The sequence below is a fragment of the Pseudomonas germanica genome (assembly GCF_019614655.1).
GTDB lineage: Bacteria > Pseudomonadota > Gammaproteobacteria > Pseudomonadales > Pseudomonadaceae > Aquipseudomonas > Aquipseudomonas neuropathica.
On the sequence record NZ_CP071586.1, the window covers coordinates 3,872,365 to 3,893,861 of the forward strand.

Annotated in this window: 8 protein-coding genes; all 8 read right to left on the minus strand. The window is 55.5% G+C overall.

All coding sequences use genetic code 11. The features are described 5' to 3' along the window. Nucleotides 1–27 precede the first annotated feature (27 nt). The gene (locus J0G10_RS17215; RefSeq protein WP_220556332.1) at nucleotides 28–3,474 is read right to left on the minus strand and encodes a DEAD/DEAH box helicase; all 3,447 of its coding nucleotides are present in this window, start codon (nucleotides 3,472–3,474) and stop codon (nucleotides 28–30) included. 12 nt (nucleotides 3,475–3,486) lie between these two features. After that, nucleotides 3,487–3,927 (minus strand): hypothetical protein, encoded by a 441-nt coding sequence (locus tag J0G10_RS17220; RefSeq protein WP_220556333.1) that lies wholly within the window; start codon nucleotides 3,925–3,927, stop codon nucleotides 3,487–3,489. 10 nt (nucleotides 3,928–3,937) lie between these two features. Then, nucleotides 3,938–4,480: a hypothetical protein gene (locus J0G10_RS17225; protein WP_220556334.1), complete on the minus strand. Its 543-nt coding sequence runs from the start codon at nucleotides 4,478–4,480 to the stop codon at nucleotides 3,938–3,940. After that, the gene (locus J0G10_RS17230) at nucleotides 4,477–5,577 is read right to left on the minus strand and encodes a hypothetical protein (RefSeq protein WP_220556335.1); all 1,101 of its coding nucleotides are present in this window, start codon (nucleotides 5,575–5,577) and stop codon (nucleotides 4,477–4,479) included. Before J0G10_RS17230 ends, J0G10_RS17225 begins: the two co-directional genes overlap by 4 nt. Nucleotides 5,578–6,072: 495 nt before the next feature. After that, entirely contained in the window at nucleotides 6,073–12,099 is a 6,027-nt protein-coding gene (locus tag J0G10_RS17235; RefSeq protein WP_220556336.1) for a hypothetical protein, read from the minus strand. 42 nt (nucleotides 12,100–12,141) lie between these two features. Continuing rightward, on the minus strand, nucleotides 12,142–19,263 hold the full coding sequence (locus J0G10_RS17240; RefSeq protein ID WP_220556337.1) for a hypothetical protein: 7,122 nt from the start codon (nucleotides 19,261–19,263) through the stop codon (nucleotides 12,142–12,144). A 114-nt stretch (nucleotides 19,264–19,377) separates the two neighbouring features. Next, a complete protein-coding gene (locus J0G10_RS17245; RefSeq protein WP_220556338.1) occupies nucleotides 19,378–20,088 on the minus strand; it encodes a hypothetical protein in 711 nt (236 codons plus the stop codon). A gap of 43 nt (nucleotides 20,089–20,131) precedes the next feature. Continuing rightward, nucleotides 20,132–20,920: a hypothetical protein gene (locus tag J0G10_RS17250; RefSeq protein WP_220556339.1), complete on the minus strand. Its 789-nt coding sequence runs from the start codon at nucleotides 20,918–20,920 to the stop codon at nucleotides 20,132–20,134. Between the last annotated feature and the right edge of the window lie 577 nt (nucleotides 20,921–21,497).

Here is a 21,497-nt window from a genome sequence, read left to right on the forward strand (position 1 = left end):
CGACATTGTCAAAATGCGTGCAGTCGCCTACCCGCGCGAAGCAATAGACTCTTTTTTCTTCTCCACCTTGGCCAAAGCACGATTGAATGCCGTGGCCCTCGCACTACGATCTATGATCAAACTGAACAACGCGTTCTTACCGCGTTCCTGCCTGCGCAGAAACTGAGCGTGGCCGAAGAACGTTAGATTCTCCCGCGCCCGGGAGCACGCGACATTCAGGCGTTGCCGGTCCAACAGGAAACGAATTCCCCCCTGTGTCCGAACCGTCGAATACAGCACGATATCCGCCTCGCTGCCTTGGAAGCTGTCCACCGTATCGATCTTTACTTCGAACACTTGGTCGATAACAGCCAAGTTCTTTTTAAGTGCAGAGAACAGTTTGTTGATTAGGCGTTTTTGAGCGCCGTAAGGGGTAATGATTGCGACGGTCTTGCGTTGAAAACTGTCAGGTGCATCCCCTTGGCGTGCAGCCAGTTTTTGTGCGGACGTTGTCAGAAAGTCAATTATCGCCTTGGCTTCCCCGTCATTGAACAAGCTGGTACCTCCGTCGCCCTCGCTTCCTTCCTTGCCATGAGGAACATCCACCCAGCGGAGACACTGCTCCCCATCCAGGAAATGCTCGCGCTTATGCACCTTTCCGTTGTGCAGCCCCCTCACGTTATCTGTGGTGTAGAACAGATTCGCCACCAGGTCCCCAATCGGCTCTACCATGCGGAACTGTTCCACAAGCCTGCCGAAGCAGGCCGCTGGGAGGTTCTCATACAGCTGCTCGAAAAAGCTGGTTTTGAGGAATGTCTCTTCGAGAAACGGCAAGGCCGTCTTTGCATCGGCCTCCTGCAAGGCACGGCCGATGCTCGGAGGAAGCTGGAAGTGATCGCCGATAATGATTGCCTTACGGCTGCGCATCAGCGGAATGAGCAGTTCGGGAACCGTTGCCCTTCCCCCTTCATCCACGATGCAGATGTCGAACGTGAGCCGATCCATGCCGTAACGCCGCGATGATAGCCCCACGCACGTGGCGCCGATCAAACCGTGATCCTGGACAACAAGTTCAGCCAGTTCGTCATCGAATTTTGATCGGCCCTGATCCGAGGGATGGTAGATGCTATCCATCCAGGCTTCGATCCAATCGGCTTTGACAGGGTTTTCGAGGCTGGCCAAGCTGTAGTCCTGCTGGCGCGCACGCAAGTACTCCATCAGCACGCTCTCGGTCATGCGCGGCTGTATTTCCACTTGAACCTTGTCAGCATCGTTACCTATGCGCAGCACATTGGAACTGAAGCCCGGAAACTGCTCCAGGAAACGATCCAGAGCGTTATCCACCGCTGCGTTCTGCTGCGAAACTACCAAGACCTTGGAGTCTGGCTTTGCGCAAAACAACTGGTGCAACAATTCGACGATGCAGGTGGTTTTGCCTGTACCTGGGGGGCCCTGGACCAAGTACAAATTGGACTCGATGAGGGCTGCCTCAATAACCTTCTTGGCTGCCATCGCTTTGCCAGGCTCCTGCCAATTGGGATCTCGCCACTTCAAGCCATCTGCAATCCGTTCACTCCAGAAGGGATCCGGTTTCGGAGCATACCGGTCCGGCATCAACAGGATCTGCTGCAGGTCGCGGTTTACCAGTCTCCCCCCCAAGAACCCCTGGAGTGCGACCTTTTGCCTTCCCAGGTTTGCCAGTTCCCCCCGGTTAGGGAATCGGATCCGGTACTGAGACGGCTGCAGACCGAGGTAACCACTATTGGGGGCCGGCCGTTTCAGGCCTTTATGCTCGATCTCATAACGCTTTGAAACAACGACCTCTGGCACCCCGTGCAACTCGGCGACCTGCAACCAGCGCTGTTCGCCATTGGCACTTAGGAACAGCTCCTCTATGAACAACCGTGGCGTATTCCGTGCCTTTTCGATCAGCTTCGTCAGGCCGCCGTCCAGACTTGAGTTGCAGGAGCATTCCAGGCTCCGTTCATCCAACTCGGTAACGTCACTCAAACTGAAAACAACATGCCCGGTTTCAGCCAACAGGTAATCAGTTACCGCATTCCACCGTTCAAAGAACTGACCAGCCCGCTTGCGTGCCAGGCCATCACCAGCAAACAGCGACTGCTGTCGGCAAAAAGTGATAAAAGCTTCGAACTGCAAGACATCGCAGAACACGCTATCCTTGAATTTCAAGTCGATCAACCGCACCGGGCAGGGCAAAGTATCCAACTCAACGCTGTCGAAACCGGTGCGTGTCACGCTCAAAATCTCCAATTGAGCCTGCTTGGCGCTGACCTTGGCCTCGACCTGCCACGCGCCGAGTTGCAGAGCGACGATCAGCACGCCATCGACTTCAACCGTACTCCTTAGCTGCCACTCTGCGCCGGCGCTCTCACGCTCCAGGCCTTCGAGGTCGTATACAGCCGTGTCCACGTGGATGAACACTGGCGCCGTACTTTGTTCGCCGTAACGAAGTGACTCCGGGTGCTGTGTCACAGTCATCTGGTCCTTGCTCAACAACAGATCATAGTAGTGAACGTAAACCTCAATACGCTCGCCACGAGGGTAAATCTTGCCGGGGAAGCTAGACTCGCTGCGCGGCAGGAATGCGACGATACCGGTGTTCGCGGCCTGCTGTTTGTCGATGGAACAGAAGCTTGGAAAACATCGCACGGTGTAACCGTCGCCATGCTGTGACGATACTCGTGCTTTTTCTATGAAGGCTGTGCACGGCACGTTTTCAAGTATGTGTTCGGCGTGCAAGGCGCCACGAAACACGCAGGCTTTGAAGAAGTCCGGCCGTTTCGCGTTGCCTATCATCTGCACCGGCACAGCGCTCTGATCGGGGTACTGCATCATCAGCGAGCGCTGTTGCGTGTCAGTCCAAACGTCAGCCTGTTTCTCCTCACGCAATTCGAGCCTCTGGCGATATACGTTGAAGGCCTGATCTATTTCCGCGACTGATGCTAAGACCACCTTACCGCTGTAGAACCAGTCCTCAGGCAGCCGGGACTGCGGCTGCGCCATGCTCATCAGGTCACTGAACTGTTGCCGCTGGGCGAGTTTTTCCAGGGTGCGCAAGTACCACTCGCAGTACGCGAAAAAGCCAGACAGGCGATTTTGTGTGTCTTGCAGGCGACCGCTCAGCAGGCGCAATGCGTTACGCCTGTAGGGGCTGATAGACACATCAGCCAAGTCGCTGGCCAACCGTTGCGCCAACGCGTCGAACTCTTGGGCTGGACCCTGGAGGCGGGATCGGAACTTGAAGCAGTACTCTTGATACTCAGCCTTCAACCCAAGCGCAGCCCTTTCGTGCGCGCGCGCCTGTTCTCTGGCGTCTGCCTTGCTGGCAGCCTGATAGTCACTGCGCGCTCGGGCGTTACGCCGTTCCAACTCCTCATGCAACTCGCGCTCTTCGTCGGTTTCGCTATCCAGGAGCCAGGCGACAGCCGTTGCTCCTAGTACGAACAGGCCAGCGGCAACGTATTGGTACATAGGTCGTTCATCTCATGGCTTGGGCGGAATGAGCGCGCGGAAGCTGTGCGCCAGTTGATCAAGACTGGTGGGTTCCTCCAGGATTTTGTCGAGAACACGCCCCCGCTCCTGGTCGAGAGTGACCATCTGCTCATGCTCCATCTGCAGCCTGGCCATTGCCTGAGTGTGCTCATTGGCGTCTTTATGACGCAGGCGCTCGGTTTCACTCATCTTCTGCATAGCGCCCCATGCCACTTGCTGTGTCTTCTCCTCGGCGTCGCGTACGCGCGCCCTGCTGGCTTCAATCGAGGCTTTGCTCGCCGTAACTTGCTTACCCCAATCGGCAAGCTTGCCGACCGTGGTAATGCCGGATTTGACAATAGCCGTAGTCTGGTCGAGTTTTTTCAAGGTGACCTTCTCGCTGTCGCCTGCCTTCTCGTTGGATGCAGTCTTTTGCGGCTTTGCCTTTTTCATCGTGGGCTCCTTACTCGTCTACAAGCGTGAGTGCTGTACTGAGCTGTGCGTCAACCAGTTGATAATAGGTGCGTTCCAACTTCAACAAAGGTACGCAATCAGGCGCCGATGCCAGCCGCTGTTGGGTCACATGATCACCCAGTCGCTTGATATGCCTGCCCAGTTTCTCCAGGTTTGCAACCCCGATGCTCAGTTTCACGTCACGCTCCTCCAGTTGATTGCGCAATGCGTCCATCTGCGCACTGAACTTCAAGTCTCGCGTCTTGGCCTGTATCCGAAATTGCTTCTCGAGTTCCTTGAGTTCACGGCGCAGTGTTTCACCTTCGGCCTCCAGCGCCTGTGTTTTGCTTTTGGCCTGACGATAATCCGCATAAGCACCCAAGGCATCCAGAAATGCCAGCCCTGCCTCGACGAAAATCAGCGGGCTTGCAGCTGCTTTTCCTGTGCGCGCTATCGTGTACAGGGTCCGCGTCGCGCCGCTGGCTCGCTTGACCCGCTCCGTGGTTTTATCGTCCCAGTCGAACAAGGTCGCGAATACGTTGACAGTGATCATGCCAGTTCCGCCGTTTCGGACGTCATGAGGTTATGGGACAGGACCATTGCATCAGGAGTGCACTGCAGATGACGGCTAAATTGCACCTCATCCATGGAGCACAAAAGCCGCGGGGTTCTGACGCTGGCCTGCATCGAGATGCCTGGCCGCACGGACAATGTGCCAAGCGCTGCCGGGACGGCTGTTTCAGGGATCATGGGTAGTTTGGAATGCCGGGCATCCTCGGCCTCGGCCACTGCATTTTCCGAAAACAGGGTCAAGACACCTGAACTGACCAACTCAATCCGCTGAACACACGTAGGCGGCACGTCGACTGACCATGGGAAATGCGCAACCTGATTAAAGGAATGAGTGATCTCAATCACCGGCAGGGTCAGTAGGGGCAACGCACTTGGTTTGCATTGATTGCCGGATGTATTCAAACGCAACAGCAGTTCCCCCGCAGCGTATTCGACGGGCACCTGCAGTTCGGCTTGCTCATCCTCGTCTTTACCAAGCTCGAACGCCCAGTGCTCGAACTCACTGGCGATCAATTCGCAATCGGCTCCCCAGCAATGTTCGAGAAGTTGCTTCAGCCCGCTCTGCTCAAGCAAGCTCCTCAGGCGGTTTGCATCATCGAATAGTCGAGTTCGTCCTGCCCGCCCTGCTCGGCGAGGCACATTGACGACAACGGCCGAGGGAGCATCACTGTCTGGCATGGGAGGTGCCAACGTCGCGCAGTCGTCGAGCATCATCATGTGCGCCGCATGGCCAGAGAGCGTGAAAGCATCCATCCAGATACTGATGCGCGAGCCCTCAAGCAAGCGTTCAACTTGCACGATGGATGCGCCTCGCGGTGTCAGCCACAAAAGCAGGCCATCATCGCTCTCTTCTACCTGCAGATAATGGTGAGCCTGCAGGTACGCCAACTGGTTGAGCAGCACTGCTTCGCTCAACGCCGTGATATCGATCAACGCGGCGAGTGAAAGCTGCTGTTCGATGGCCCTCAACAAAAAACGCGATACGCCCCCCATGCTGTCCAGCAAGCGATGCGAAAGTGTCAGGCTGTACCGATCAAAGGGCAGTAGAAAGGTTACGGACTTGTCGATTCGAATCAAATTCACAATCCATTGAGTGCAGATTCTTCACAAGCCGGAGGGCTCGACGTAAGTGCATGCCAGGTTATCGTCTGAAGCAGGCGATTCTTTAGGGTGGAGGGCGCTAGGCGTGCCTGAATGACGCGTGGCAGCCTTTAACTCCAATGTGAAATTATACTAAAAACCACCCGGTACCATACTGGAACTATATCAGGAACCACCCTTCGCGTTCGCTCGCACACCAGGTGCGAGCGGGTGCAAAACTGGGGGCATCATTAGTTTTTTATAACTGAAACCACCGCCCTAGAGTCCTATCAAAATGTTCTTCGGTTTCGAAGATCCTTTGTACGATGAGCGGCGCCAGTCCCATAGACGGTCTATCTCATCAAGCAAGCGTTTCCACCACTACCAAGCTGGTTGCGCTGCGCGCTATGCTCCATGCTTGGCGTACAATGAAAAAGCCCAATCTAAAAAGTTCGGGCTAAATCATTGAAACAATATGGACCGGTTTCCTCACTAACGGTGAAACTTCCAGCAAGCAGGCTTTGAAAGGCTAAGCATCATCCCTCGTGCATCGGCGGGATTCATGTTTACCAAGTCGCTCATAGGCTCTTCAAACAGCTTTTCGAGCGACGGCAAGACTGTTCCACGTCGAATCAGTGTCCTCACAAACCGCACCCGACCATTTGAAAAATCGGTGGGGACAGGTTCATCCAGACTGGAGTGCCACAAGATGTGCCCGAGGCGTGAGACCGATTTGTTTCCAGGAAGCGTAACCGTCTCGATCTGCGCTGCCAGAAACTGTTCCTCTTTTAGCCGTCCCGAGATGTCATGAACCTCTGTCGAAAGAATCGCGATGCAGATCTCCTCAACCTCGGACCGCGTGTCCTCGATTCCAGGCCGCAGGACAAGTGAGCACTTGAGCTGCTTGTCAAACAAACAGAGGTCGTGCCAATGGTTTGCAGTGCCTTCAGACGTCAAGAGCAAAGAATCCACGGACATCGATTTCCACTCCCTCGATGTCGGCTCGGCGATGCTCGGCCTGACATCGAAGCGCGAACTGGCGACGCTGACTTGGCACCAGACAGCATTCGCGTAGTCGGAAAGGCGGACAGGAACGGGTAATTCATTAGTGCCGTCGAGGATGATCTGACCGCTCTGATCGATATCAATCTCTTCCTGTGCTTCGAACGGGAGTGTGAACAGCGTCAACCACGGGTAGCCCGTGTGTTCGATCTGTGGCGTGTCGCCAATCAGCAACTCCACGACCACCTCACCGGCAGGACGGTACTGGGCCCCCTGGGTAGGCTTTGGTTTTTGCGAAACGATGAGCCGCAGCGTAACTTCGTCACCCGCATCATCCGTTTTCCAGAATGCCGCGTTCGGCTGCGACGCCGACGCGATGTCGGGGGCCAGCACAGAGGCGCCAATCGTCAAAGTGCTCGCTACCCAATTTATCCCGATACAGATGGATCGCCCTGGCCCGTTGGGATTGGGCACTTTGATCGGAAAGCCGAGTTTCAACGTTATCTCTTCACGCTTGAGCACTTGCGTGAAGATGAGCCCTTCGTGGATCAAGCCTGGATCGTTCAACCAATGCCCTTTAATCGCCCAGGGGCCAGCGAGGGCCGGTTTAACATTCTTGAGCCCTTGCGGATCCTCCATCCTCCGGAATTTGATTTTGAGCATCGACCAGGGCGAAAGGTTGCTTCGATCCGGGCTGACAAGCATCGCCGAATGATTAAACCTTCCGGCCTCGAAACCAACATCAAAACCGAACCCGATGGGACCATCCAGCCTCAAAGGAACAGCAGAACCATCATGGGAGGCACCGGTGCGGACTGGATCAGGACCTGCTTCTGGAAGGTACTTGAATGCGGCTGTCGGATGGCTGGCAAGATGATCTTCGATCTCTCGTGTGCGAGCCTGAATTTCTGCCCGAAGTTGCGCAACGGTGACCTCTCGTTTCACCACCTCTTGATTCAAATCGACAATTTCTGTTTCCAGGGATCCACGCTCCGACTCGGATAGCTTTTGTGGGGCTCCATCAGGCAAAGCATCCGATGCCTCAAGCCTCTGCTCACATTCCGTTCTTTTGACAACGAGATCATCCAAAGCAACGAGCTCTCTATTTAGGTTCTTTTGTACCTCAAAAACGCCTGAATCCCGTTCAAGATAGGGATAAGGGTGGCGAACTGTTTCAACCGAAACCGCTAACCGATCGCCGAAATGGCCATTTTGATGCATGGCCCCGTTAAAGATAGCCATGATAGGTGGTACAACCCCCTCGTCCATGTCTTGCTCGGTCAGCGGAAGAATCAGTGCAAGGGCAGGTTTAGCGATTTCGCGACCATTGTTCTCGTCCTGAACCGGGAATTTCAACCACATGTCACTCTTGAGTAAGTGTAAATCCAGTGAGGATTGGGCATTAACGGAGAAAAGCGCTGCATAACGGCTCGTCAGCCTCACACCGAATCGCCACAGATTCCATCCTCCACGCCAGTCCAGATCTCGCGAAACGGCAACAGCCCCCCGGCCAGTTTTCGATGAGGCATTTGCGCTCACCGCCAGCGCATGGACCGCAGCTAAAGTGCCGGTTGCGGCAAGCCCCGTATCCGTATCCCTTCGACCGATCCAGGCATCGTTTGGAGTGGGTGGCAGGGGGCGGCCGCGCCAGGACCATCGTTGCGGCAGCAAACTGACGGATGCGCAATAACGCAAACGTTGCCTGCCCTCATTGCCAAACAGCCCTGGAGCCAATGTCAGGTCGACAACGCGCCGCTCATTTTCCGAACGCAATTTCAGCAGTTTGGCAGACGACCACATCTGCGACATCAACTCGGGCATCAGCTCGGTAGCAACTTCGATGGGCTGGACAGCCGCCGGCCCCATGAGCCAATCTTTGCCCTTGATCTTCTCGCGCGACAAGGTTTCGAGAACGGCTTTACCCAAACGCTTACCGTTGGGAACAAAGCCGCCGAAGGCCCGCGCATCGGGATCGATTGCCGCTCGAGTACGAAGTTCCAACACCTTACCGGCAGGGCAAACGGCTTCGAGTCGGTCTTCGGCAAGTCGTTTCAGTGCGGCTGCAGCGCCCGCGCTATTGGTTGATAGTCGGACCTGAATTTCAGGACTCATCAAGTTTTCGGATAAGGCTGGCAGGAAAAACACGTCCACCTGCTCACGTTTGGGAAACACCTCCCATAACTCGACATATAATCCGCCGACGGCGGGGTCCGGCATCACACCCTCTTCGACCCGGGAACCACTGGGCGGATTTTCCTCCTGCAGACGATTGAGCGTCTTGATCACAAGCGGCTTGAGTGCCAAGCCCTGCTTATCTTTCGCGAACAGCGCAACATTCGTCCATCGCTCCCAACAATGCCGGTTGGTCCATGGGCCCTTGATCCGAAGAGAGGCGCTAGTGGGCACGATTCCATTCGAAGCAACGGTGCCAAGACCATTGAGGAGGATGGCTGCTGACGGCGTGCGCTGCCCCGCTACCGCCTGGGGGGTTTTCGTCAACGCCCTGATCGAGCCGTCGGCCTTTCGCAACAATCCCGTGATACCCGCCATCTCAATGGCGAAGCCGATTTGGTCCGGGACCAGCGTGAGATAAACGCCGTCGCCTTCCCAGGGTTTGCCTTCGATGGATGGAGCGCTGGTCCAGGGGACCTCGTTGCCCAGCTCATCTTCAGCGGCAGTGCCGCAATCACGCTGCGACAGGGTTGCAGATCCATCTCGAAAAACATCAAGTCGAAACCAAATGGCCGACTGTGCTCCAGCGGCTTTTGCGTGAAGTACCAATTTATCGTCGCTTCGAACGTTTTGCGAAACAGTGACCGCGAGCTCGACTGGGCCCTGCGTCACGACCCACTCGAACCTCAAGCCCGGCGTCTCCGTCGTCGAGGTTCCCGGCCAGTCGGTAAGACTCTCGCCATTCTCATGATCGTAGTTGCAACGAATACCTCCCTGTCCAGGCTTGACGGGTGAAGCTCGCAGTGGGAGCTCATCGGCCAACAAAGCCACTCCACCGGGCAGCGGTGTTGCGGTTTCACGGATGATCGTGGGGCCGCCGATGCCCACCGTCCGGAGGTAGAGACCGAAATCCAGCAGTTGTAGGCGATCAGCCTGAATATCGAGCAGATACGGGTTGTCTTTGTGGCGCACGCAATGTGCCAGAACGGCGCCATTTAACGGCAGGTGCCCAAGACCTTTGTAACGATACCCAAAACTCAGTGCAGGGAGGTCGCTGGCAGGTGGAGGAGCGCCAGCCAGAAATCGGGCCGCAGCAACGCCCGCCGCTGTGCCTTGATCAATTAGCGCTTCACCTGGCATGGGAGCCGTTAACCAGGAATTCGCGTACTCCGCGACAGCGTCGCTGACCCCGATCTGATCGCTCAACGGGTAAGGATTGGGGTCAACCCAGTTAACAGCGTTTGCCTGCGCATCAGGACGGACGATCAAAAAACCGCCATCGTGGAGAGCAGACCCATTGCGTACCTGGAGTTCCCCCCCCGTCGCAACTGGAGGAAGGGGCTGCCCTCCGAACGTTAGCGTTGATCGATTGAGTGAGACCGGATTTACATCGCCCGCCTCGTCTTCCCTGCCCAGAATGAGACCGTAGCCCGCCATTCGAGTCCAGTCGTCAAGATGCCGGGAAAAGGTGCGAAACTGATCGACCTGCAGGGTCAGAGGCAAGGGCAAAGGCGTTATGCGATCGAATGGTTCGGAAGTGGACCCCAACTTCCTGGCGATCTTGATCGCTTCCAGACCGGCGAACTCCATCAGCGTATCAATCAACGTGCCAAGCTCGGGTGCCAACGTGCCAAGCTTCGGTTGAAAATCCTCCGACGCTGTTTTCGCTTGGGTCGCCAGCGTTAGGTAAAGGCCATTCGGATCGCTGGCGTTTCCCTTGTTCAGCAGCAAGGAGCGCATGGAAACTTCAAATCTCTCCGCCAATGGCGTCATCGAGCCCGCCGGGTCGACATCGCCCCAGTGGGTGCGACCACTGACCAGTCCCTCTATGAAGGGTGCGGCATACGCCATGCTCATACTGCTTCGCACCGACTCGAATGCAATGTCCTTGAGCACGCGCTCGACATCGGATGAACCTTGCCCGGGATCTATAATCGACGGCGGGTTGCGAAAAACACGCTCGACACGAATCGAATGCTGTGCATCCGCCGGTTCAGTCGGCGCGAGTGTGAAATCGCGCAAACCGCGGACGGTACCTGTTTGCTCAGGCCCGGGAGAAGCCCACAGTCGCTTGAGGCTATCCAGTGCGTTGAATGGCTGAGTGCCCTGCACGTCGACCGAAAGTCCTGCGGCAACACGCAATGAGGAAGGGGTAAAAATCGAAAAGCCTTCAAGCAGTTTTTCAAGATAGTCGTGATCTGAACGCACAGCGGCGGGATACTTTGCATTCGCATCTCCCGCAGGTAATCGCGCAAGATGATCTTTCAAAAGAAGGGCCGCATCGCGGGAGTTGGCGCTAAGCCCTTCCAGATGCTGGATCAGCGGAACCTCGAAGCGTCCCACTGCATCGTAGCGCTGGGCAAGTACCTGCAAGCCGATAAAGTCAAGAGCCCGGCAGAGGGTGGAGGTTGGCGCTGCAAGATCGTCTTCCAGACTTTTTAATCGTTCTTTGTGCCTGACCTGATCGTGATCAGCCGCAAGCCATTCAGCCATGGCGCGCGGCAGCACCGAAATAATCCGGGCCAGCGGATCCATCGCATCGGCGAGTGCCTGTGGCAGCGCCGCCACACGATCAGCGCTCGGCAGCGACTGATCGTGGTCGGTTTGTATGGCAACCAACTGCTCATAAAGATTAATGATCCGCCCGCTGGGACCATCATGGACAAGACGCTTTTTGGGCAAGCTCGCCTGGCAGATTGCACGCCCCTGTAGGCTATAGTCGAAAGTCCATTGGCCCTCCACTAATTTGGGCGAGCTAACCGGGCGATCAAAAAGGTTTCCTGCCACGTTGACGCGAGGCGCGACAATGAAGATCGCTTCGTCATCCAGTTCTATCGGGAGGTCGACGGCGAGAAGAGCATGAACCTTCGCATTGCAAGGCACCGGATGAGGCATTGCCGAGAGGCGCTCGACAAATCCGGGCACGGTTCCTCTCATGTCCGCTTCAGCTCCGAGAGGTGCAAGTACCAGGCTTTCCGGGCGTATGAGGCCCTGGTCAATCGCGATCGCATCGGCAGCTTTATCAAGAAGCGCGAGAAAGTTGCTCGGGATGACTGGAGCTGGCTTTGAAACGGCGTCTTTGATCTGAATGGCTTGAACGCCACTACCAACGACAAGCCAGGCTTGCCAGGCATCTTTACTGTGCGGAGTCCAATGCTCATCCGACGGATCTAAAGTTGTCCAATGCCAAGGGAGCAACTGACGATGAGTGTGCGCCCCCAACTCCAATTCCGACGCCTGGATATCGGTGAACTCCGCGCAGAGTTTGACTGCGATCCATGCCTCCTGTTGATCCTGAGTCGCTTTGACGCGGTCTGCCTGGATTTTCAACGTGATCATTGCCATGTCATCAACTCCCTGATATCGACTTCATCTTGATAGCGCCGATCAACCAAACGAGGCGGCGTAGTCAGAGGCTTGCTCAGCGCGTCGCTCACCTGCAATGTGATACTCAGCGGCCTGATTGACCTTTAGGGTGTAAAAGCAACTGATCCGAAAACTCAAGCGCAGTGTTCCACGCGCAATCATCTCGCTGCCGTCGTAGGACAGCTCAAGCCGCAGCATGATGCCGGCCGTGACCAGCCCCGCGACGTCTACGCTGCCACGTGCAAGCATGAATGCAGTGAGGGTGGTGACATTGCCGCCACAGCCGGTTGTCCAGGTCAGCGCGATGCTGCAACCCACTTGTAGCCAGACCCCTCCGGAAACGACACCGAAGCCAAAACCGATCCCCACCCCCGCGCAGATCGAGACATCAAGCGTGTAAGAAAGGACGGGTGTCGGTTTTGCCATGGGCCTGTAGGAGAGATGCTGGGAGATGTAGCCACCGCCGTTCAGTAACCAGACAGCCAGCGTGAACGGCGCGTCGCGCGAACCGATATCCAGCGAGGTTTGAATCTCGAATTCGGGTACTGCAATGACTGCGAAACTCGCACCAAATGTAAGGTCGGTGATTCCAAATACACCGGTCTGGATGGGCGGCAACGCCATGGCCAGGCGCGCGACAAGACCCGCCGGCGCTCCATCACGCATAATGGGTTCGACACCCGAGGGTACGGCCTGCTTGGCCTTTGCCATGAGATTAGTGAGAAACTCCAGACTGGGAGCCAACCGGACCCGTTCGGTTGCGATTTTGAAATCGATTCTCCCCGACTTGTCGAACAGCAGAGGGGTCTGTTCGAAAGTGATCACTTCCATGCCACCGGTCACTAGACGCCAGTCACCCTTGATTTGCCCATTGGTCACAGTGGCTGTTTCACCCCCCAGCCCCCTGGATACTCGCGTCATGGCCGTAAAGTGCCCCTTGTCGAGCATCAGGCTGACCGGTCCGAAATCGAGAATGGCGGTCGACTTGTCGAGTTTGACGTCGATATCGGCCTGTAGCCACGCTTCCTTAGTGTTCTTATCGAAGCCTCGGGTTATCGGAACACCTTGTCCCTTCTGCGTGGCAAGATCAGGGAAGACCGCATCCTTGAGCAAACCTTCAAGATCGAGGCCTCCCATTGAGGGAAACAGTTTCGAGATCGACAAGCCCTTGAGACTTTCGGGAATGAAATCACTGCCCAGCCCTTCCACGGGATTTCGAAGTCCGAAGGCTTCGGCAAGATCACCCAGTGCACGCCCCGCCTCCCCCGCTGCCGCCACGGTATCATTGACCTTGTTGGCGAAAGCAATGGCAGGGGTCATGTCGACGATTGGTTTCAAGGCGTCGAACACATAGGCGACCTCAGGCCGGTTGAGGCCCAAGCCATCCGTCTTCGGTGGATCACCCACGGCCCTTAACAGACGCAGAACGTTGTCGCCTTCCTGATAGAGATAACGCGCGTCTTCGACAGCAGTCCGAACACCGTTAACCAGTTCACCGGGTTGAACACCCAGCGTCCGTGCGAGTTGTGTATTGACGTCACCCAGCACACCATCGACCCCCTTGCGAATGCGCTCGACCTGGTCGTTTACCGCGTCAGCAATTTTTTCACGGATAGCCTCAAGAGTATCGTCGGCCCGGATGGCCTTGATTAGGTCGTCCGCGAACTGATTGATGCGCCGCTCTATCTCCAACGCCGCGTGGGTCTCGGACTCCGAAATATCGGCAATCTGACTTTTAAGTTGGTCGGCCCATTTATTCCAGCCGTTCGCCGGTTCAGTGCATGCTGTGGCGGTTCTGTCGAACAGGGCTTTGGCGGGTTTTAAAGCTTCATCGATGGCAGTTATCACATTCTTGTTTAGTGGGGCGATGTTCGTACTGAGGGCGAGTTCTGCTCGTTCTCTAGCCTCAATGATTCGGCTCGGCACTGTGTCGATAGCGTGTTGAAATTCGCTCAGCACGGTGTTGGCGAATGTATGCGCCAGCGCTTCTATTTCGACAGTCACATTGCCTGTCGCGTCGAGCAAGGCCTGCGCACTACTGCGTATTGTTTGAAGTGCCTTGGCGAGTGATTTGGCTAAAACGGCCACCGTCGTAATCAGATCGCGGCTCCATTGCTCCCCTTTCAATTCACCGAGTAATTGGCTGCAAGCGCGATACAAATCGTTGGCGGCGTTGGCCAAATTTGTCTTAAGGATATTGCTCAGGGTTTGCGTCCGGGTATCCATGGTTTTGCATAGACTTTGCAGCGCTTTTTTCACATCAGGGCCGACCGGATATGAAACCGCCTCGATTTGAACGCTAAAATTCACAAGCTGATTTTCGAGGGCATCACACAGGGTGGAAGCTTGACGTGCCATCGATTGCATCGCCATGACGATGCCATCCGATTTGGCGAGGTTTTTCAGGCCAGACTGGATGCGCTCAATGGTCTCTTGCTGGACACCGAGCGAGGAGCGAATTTTATGCTTGAAGTCATTGAGAGCGGGTTCATCAAGAGGCTCCTGCCAGTTATCAATCGACGAACCAACTTCGCTCAACGCTGACTTGAATATTGTGATCTCTCTCAGAATTTCTTCACGCAAACTCTCAATCTTCGCCTGAATGCCAAGCGCTCGATCGATACCCTCGCCATTGACCTCCAGAACCGCATAGGCCTCCGGCAGCGCGGTGGGGATAAGGCTTATTTTTTTACTTAGGGTTTCAGCTTTGCTTATCCACTCCGTCAGTACCTTTTTCGCGTTTTCGACAGGCTGTCCCACCTTGACGTCTTTCAGCGCTGTACTCACTCCATCTATTTCAGACCGTATCTGTTTCAGATTCTGAGCGCTTGCCTGAAGTTGATCCATTTCATGGCGAAAAATCGACTCACATTGACCGAGCAGCCGTTGGTGCTCTGCTTCAAGTTTTTGCTGAATGTCTTCGCTCAGTTTGAGGGTAAGTGTGTGCTGATCCACCTTGGCCCGGGAAATGTTGTCTGTCAGTTCCCTAACGTTATCGCCAATCTCTTCATGCAACGTTTTGAGATCGGTAATCAGTGCAGCACGACAAGCGTTGACTGCGGCGATGAGACGCTCCCTGGAAGTCATACCTTCTCGCCACAGACTCTCAAACCGCCCCGCCACCATGCCGAACATGCGATCAAGACGACCACGGATGGTTGCCGCAAGCATCGCCGCCTGCTCACCCGCCAGACGCGCGTGCTCTTCGCTATCCGTATCCTTTGGCAGCGCTGGATCAGGTGTTGTCGACTGGCGGGGCCGCGCCCTCGACAGGGTGATATTTTTCAGCGTCGAAGCAGGCCCATCCTCCGTGCGACCTGCCGTCAGCCTGACGGGGACTCGGGCATCGACCAGTTCGAGCGTCATGGCTTCATGTCCCTTCGCTTCGCGGGGCGCGGACGGCAACATACCGTCATGCAGGTACTTGCTTCGGTCCGTTGCACCGGACCATTTTCCCTCGCTGACCGTCGGAGCGGGAGCATCACAAAAATCAACGCTCTCCACCGCATGCCACTGGTCGACATTTTCGGAGGTCTCATTCCTGAGCGTCGAGGTATAGAACACCAGCCGTTCCGGGGTAGCGATTTCAATGGCGACTTCAGCGTTGTCCTCACCCGGCATTAACAGATGAACGACAGGCTTGGGGTAGAGGCTGGCGGGACTGTCACTGTCGGCCCCAGACGCGGGCGAAGGCACGGCAAATGTCTTCTGCCAAAGCGGAACGACCCAGCCTTCGTTTCGCACATCACCGCCCCAATCGGAGTCGACAAGCATCCGCCGGCTCGTGAAACGAGCGCCGACCAGACAGCCTGCTTCGCGAACGGCAGTGCCATTCTCCGGATAACGTCGCTCCGGCTGGAGAATCTCTACATATTCCTCGACCTTGCGCAGAATGGGCCGCCCCGCATGTTCATCCTGCTTAAGGCCGATGGGAGAGCGATTGTAAAATTGCGCAGACGGCACCACCGTTCGGCGAAAAACAATGACATGTTTGGCTCGATGCCCGAGCCCACCTATCCGACCGAGGCGTTCAAGCTTGTAGAAGCTCATCCGCCCCATGTCGGTCTCGGTTTCGATGATGGATTTTCCGTCGGCAAACTCAGCCCTCTGGCGACCCCAACCTCCCAGTGCTGACAGATGAACCGCGCCGAGTCGACCACTGTGCGAGAGAGGATTGAGGTAAACCTCCTTCAGAATATTCGCGCTCGGAAACGCCCACGGGATCCCCCCGGAGAATGCCAGGTCGTCCTCGGCCAGAGGAGCGGCGAACGTGTTGTTGAGCGAGGGGTCATCATCGTCCGTCGAATCATAACCTTCGCTGACAGGGAAACGAAAAGGCGTCTCCGGCCCGGCACCGTCAATTTTCGTGCGCAGTGCAAAGGTCAGGCCGTCTGTCGTTTCAAAGTCGGCTTCGGGCTTGGCACTCCATACTTTGTCGACAGCCAATCGATAGTTTGGCGCAGCAAGAATGTCATTGCCGTAGTCCACGATCGCTTTGTCATGTGGACTGGACGAATCGGTGAGTTTCCTGGGTGGGGCTCCGATGATGCCACTCATCTCGGCCAGCCAAATATCCTTCGTCGGAATCAGCCGTGTGACCATGCCGTAAGCAAGCTCGAGCCGCAGATCACGAATCATTGCACCGGGCGCCGCATCACTCACCCGGTTGAGTAGCCGACGAATATTCCACCCAGGCTCACGGGTGTTGGTGGACCGATTGGTCTGATCGAGGGCAATGCGGGTCAACGAGCCAAAACGTGCCGCGGCAGGTTGATCCTGGCCGATATCCTGTGGTTGAGTACCGGTAGTACTTTGCGCGCTCTTTTCCATGGCTTCGCCCAGAATCTGTGGGCCAAGCATGATATTGACGGTTTCAAGGGGGTCGACCACTCGCCACGCGACGTTACCATCGTCCTGGCGTCTGTAATCGGCGATCACCCCGCCTTCGTCCGAATACCTGAACACCGATTGCGCAACGACGACCCGAAAGGGTGCCGGATCAAGCACAAGCAAAGTCACGGGATTGAACGAATGATCGCCGGGTGTCGTCTCGACCTTCCATTCGACTGTCTGATCGGTTTGCGCGTCAAAGACTTCTGTTGCGGTGAGTAGCAACGGGCTGGTCTGATCTTGATGACGGTTAAAGGCCAACAGCAAGGGCTCACGCTCCAGCGAAGAGTCATCCTTTGTCCCCTTGCCCCCTCGTTGCATGGATGGCAGCGGGTCCTGATCCGCCGGAGTGACCGTTGCGGCCAGAAGTCGCAAGATGAGTTCCATGCCGCCGGCGCTATCAAGCCCGGCAGTGCCTTTAGTAAAACTCCTGAGACGTGCAACGTAAGTGATATCTGCCAACTTTTGAAGATCGAACTCTAAACTACCGATTCGCAACGTCTGCAGGATATCTGCCGTCATGGCGCTCAATTCGAAGATCAGCCCTTCTTCCGACGATGAGGGCTGAAGAGCCCATTGATCCTTCTCGGGTCGCTGGGCTTGCAGCGTCATACTTGAATTTCCATCCAGCATGAGGGCCCGCCCTTTCTTGGTTCTGATAGCAGCCAGTTCCACTTTGGCTCGGCGCGAACACTTCTGCGGTTTGATGCTCCAGAGATCTTGGGACAAGCGCGGTTGAAAGGACCTGAGGATGATGCTGCGGTCCGGATCTCTGGCATCCGGCCAAGAGATCGGCGGATATGCTTCGTTATGTACCCGCCGGCGGTGGGGTTGCTCGCTAAGGTCTCCGACCACGTGCCATGGCATGACGTCGCCCCGCAATACGGATATATCAGGCACTGTCGTTGCGCCCGACAGTGGTCGAAGGAGTCGAAGCGGTTTATCGAGACTGGCGCGCATCTCGCCTAGCAGATCGACCAGCGCGCCCTCGATAGATTGCGACAGGGGGAGATCGGCAGTCGCATCCTGATCGAACCGTGCCGTAAACAGCCAGTGGATGATGTCGGGTGGGTTGCATTCAAGTTTCAGTGAATTGAGGTATTGTTCCTGCGCCAGCGAGAAACTGCGACGGGTCTCAAGACTTTTGGGCACATCAAGCCCCGTCACTGCTTTGGCGAACCCCTCCCACAAGGCGGTCCAGACACCGCGACTGACAATCTCGAAATCCAGTTCGGCACGTAGTATTAGCTGCAAAGAGTCATTGTTTGAGGCGTTCATGACCTTGCGAAAACCGATTTGTCTTCGCGCTGACTTCAGACGATCGGGAGGGTCTGCACAGAACAGTGGAATGTGACTGAACGCAGGCGCGTCAGAACTGGCAGCAGGCGCAGTAAAGTAAGCTTGATTATTTCCGACAAGGTCATCGAAGGTGCGATCTTTTGCCGTACTCTTGATGCGGTCAGTGCTGAGCAATGTCTGGGGGGTCACGCCGTTTAAATCGGAAAAGCCGAGATCAAGAATACGGAAGCGCGCGCTTTTTGTTTCCTCGCCGTCAAGCCATAGCCGCCCTGCTTTCTGTCTGTCGCGAACCGCATGTGCAACAAGAAGTGCGCGCGTGTCGTAGCGTTTTGACTTGTATTCAAGCGGCTCCGGTGGTTTGTGAACGCCGAGTGCAAGGGGTATGTGGCAGATCAGGCGAAACTCTTTGAGCTCGGAATCGAGGTTGAAACTGCCGTCCTGCTTGATCCACGCCGAGACTGCATCCAGACGTACACGAGACACCGCCCAATTCGCATCGAGTACGTCGCCGCCGAGATTAACCACCGAGCCTGCTACATCCAGATGGACGAGTGGCTTGGGAACGACAGACGAATCAAGTAGACGGTCCCCCTGAAAGAAATGAACGCGAATAATCCCGTCCAGCCAGAAACTGCAATTCTTCATAGCGCCGGTGGCTGGCCCGACAACGGCCTCCGAATCATTTCCATCACCATCCGAAGTGCAGATGCTGCGCGAAGACGTCACCCAATCGTCAATCAACCCGGCATCCTGTTCCAGATCAAAAATTGATCCAGCTTCAACTGCGCTGAAAAATTTTTCAATCCGCTCTGCGTCAACGAATCGGACTCTCCAAGGCGGCGATTCGCCAGGATCTGCGGCACGTACACCGACAAAAACCGCGATTCTGCGACGCTTGTCTTTGGGAGACTGGGCAATGGCCAGAAATGCGATTTGATCCGTCGGAACGCGCATGTTGTCTTCTCCTTAGCAGCTCGAAAGGAAGGTCGATTGATACAACCAATCAATTACCGGACTAAGTTCTTTGACAGCACATCGCGCGCGACCACGATGACAAGGATCTATTGTTCAAATTGCAACCACGAAATCTACGATAGCGCGCTCAGCAAAGCGGCCTACATAAATCTCATGTTCAAACGGCAACAACGGGTCATTAGGGTTCGCCTGCCTAATGCTCCCGCTCGCCACAATGCGATAAATTTTGCTGGTTTCCAGAGTGCTACCACCGGAAGACGGCAAACGCATCGGATCAGCAAAAAACACATTCTTCAAACGCGACCACAGATGAGGAGTCCCACCGATAACACCACTAATCGGCGGACTCATATGAGGCGGAGGAGCGGCTATTTCCTCAAGATGAACCCTCACATCTCCCACGGCCTGATTTCGAATGATCCTGATCGAAACCCATGCGCTGCCACTTGCAGGTTTCGGCTTGTCTTGTACAGCCTCAACTGGCGGTCGTAATCCTAATGTCTTGAGAAGCTGATAGATGGCCGAACTTCCCCCTGCCAGGACACAAGCAGATAGAAACCTGGATAACGATCCAGCGTTACTTTGACCGCCGGCCATTGAGACAATTTTGTTAAATATGTCGTAATCAAACTGTCTGACGACGGCATAGCCGACTGCAATCATGATGAGTGTCTTTACGGCGCGCTTATTGAAAAACTCCAGGTACAGACGCCATTGAAACAACGTACTGAGGGCAGACTCCAGGACAGCGGCAACCACAAAGGCGCCCACCAGCAACGGAATCAAAACATTGAGATCGGTCATCAGTTCTCTCCATCGAAAAGAGATCCGCTCGCTGGTCTTTCATTCAGGATATGGGTAACGGGATCGTATCTACTCTGCACCCCTGCCCCGCAAATCCCGCATTCAATAACTGGAGGAGAAAGCGTCGCGCCTCGAAGGCCGAGGCTCGGTATTTACGATAGGAATCAGCATTGACTAACACCGGGTCAAAGAGTGTCTTCATTTTCTCCAACTCGCCGACTGCGGCTTCAAGATCGGATTTGGCTTGTGCCACAGTGGAGGTAGCGCTTGAAAGGGTTCGGGCAGCTCTTACTGCCGCACTCATCGCACGTGCTGCAGACTGTGCCGGCGTCTTTGGAGCAACTGCCCCAATGACCCCCTTGAACAACGCTACGCGCCCTTTCCCAAACGCAAAAACCGCTTCAGCCTTTTCCTGCGGCGTCCTTGCGTCATACAACTGGATCCCGAACTCTGCAGTTTCGTAAAGTATTTTCGCTCCATACGCAGAGCCGATACAGACCGGATTACGTGTGAGGACGCAAGTCTCGACAGTAAGGTCGACGGTGACGCCAATCGCCTCAAGAGCCAACTTCTTGTTACCCTTCGCGACAGCCTCTGACGCCTTGCTCACAGCAATTTGGCGACGGTCCAAAGCAGCTATGATCGTGATGACTTCTGAATCGAGTTCGGTCTGGGGCATCGATGCACTTCTAGACGCTTCCTTGGCCAGCGCAGCATCGAACTGCCCAAGCGCCAAGCAGTCTGCCACGTTATATCCAACAATTTGCGTATCAATCAAAGAGGTGCATTGATAGGGCATGGTGTTTCCTCTGAAATAATGCAGCGTCTTCATATCCCTATCGTTCTTGGCGACGCCCGCCGCGAACGTTATCCCCGAAGGTTTAAGGGTTGGCCTACTGACTGTAGCTACTACCCGCCAAATTGCTGTGGCTTTTTCATGGCACTACGCCTTTATCCCTCCTAGCATCTTGATAGACGACATGTTCCTCGTCGGCGGTGTCCAGAGGGGCTCGATGGCTCCAGCCACAGCTGCCGACGTGCAAGCGCCGTCCTTCATCGCGGAAAGTGACTTCATGAGCATGCTCGCAGGAAAACTTTATGGTCAAAAACTGCGATGTTGTGATGAAGGAAGCGATCACCAGCGGGGGTGGTGTAATCCACCCAGCCAGTAGCTGCGTCGAGTCAGCCTCTGACTACGCGTCAACCCGCAGCTTGAAAGTGGGGTTATTCTAAACGCCACCATGCGCCATACTGGAGTTAGATCAGAATCCCCATTTGCGATCGCTCGTGTACCCGTGCAAGTGGGGGCAAAACTGGAGGCAGATTTCCGATTTAACAGCCTGTAACGCCCACCCAGAGCCCTGGTGAAATGTTCTTTGGAAAGCAAGAGTTTGACTGTAAATAACAGA

Coding starts and splice junctions, on each gene's coding strand:
- J0G10_RS17240 (WP_220556337.1), bottom strand. CDS start 19,263: ATGCGCGTTCCGACGGATCAAATCGCATTTCTGGCCATTGCCCAGTCT.
- J0G10_RS17245 (WP_220556338.1), bottom strand. CDS start 20,088: ATGACCGATCTCAATGTTTTGATTCCGTTGCTGGTGGGCGCCTTTGTG.
- J0G10_RS17220 (WP_220556333.1), bottom strand. CDS start 3,927: ATGAAAAAGGCAAAGCCGCAAAAGACTGCATCCAACGAGAAGGCAGGC.
- J0G10_RS17215 (WP_220556332.1), bottom strand. CDS start 3,474: ATGTACCAATACGTTGCCGCTGGCCTGTTCGTACTAGGAGCAACGGCT.
- J0G10_RS17235 (WP_220556336.1), bottom strand. CDS start 12,099: ATGGCAATGATCACGTTGAAAATCCAGGCAGACCGCGTCAAAGCGACT.
- J0G10_RS17225 (WP_220556334.1), bottom strand. CDS start 4,480: ATGATCACTGTCAACGTATTCGCGACCTTGTTCGACTGGGACGATAAA.
- J0G10_RS17250 (WP_220556339.1), bottom strand. CDS start 20,920: ATGAAGACGCTGCATTATTTCAGAGGAAACACCATGCCCTATCAATGC.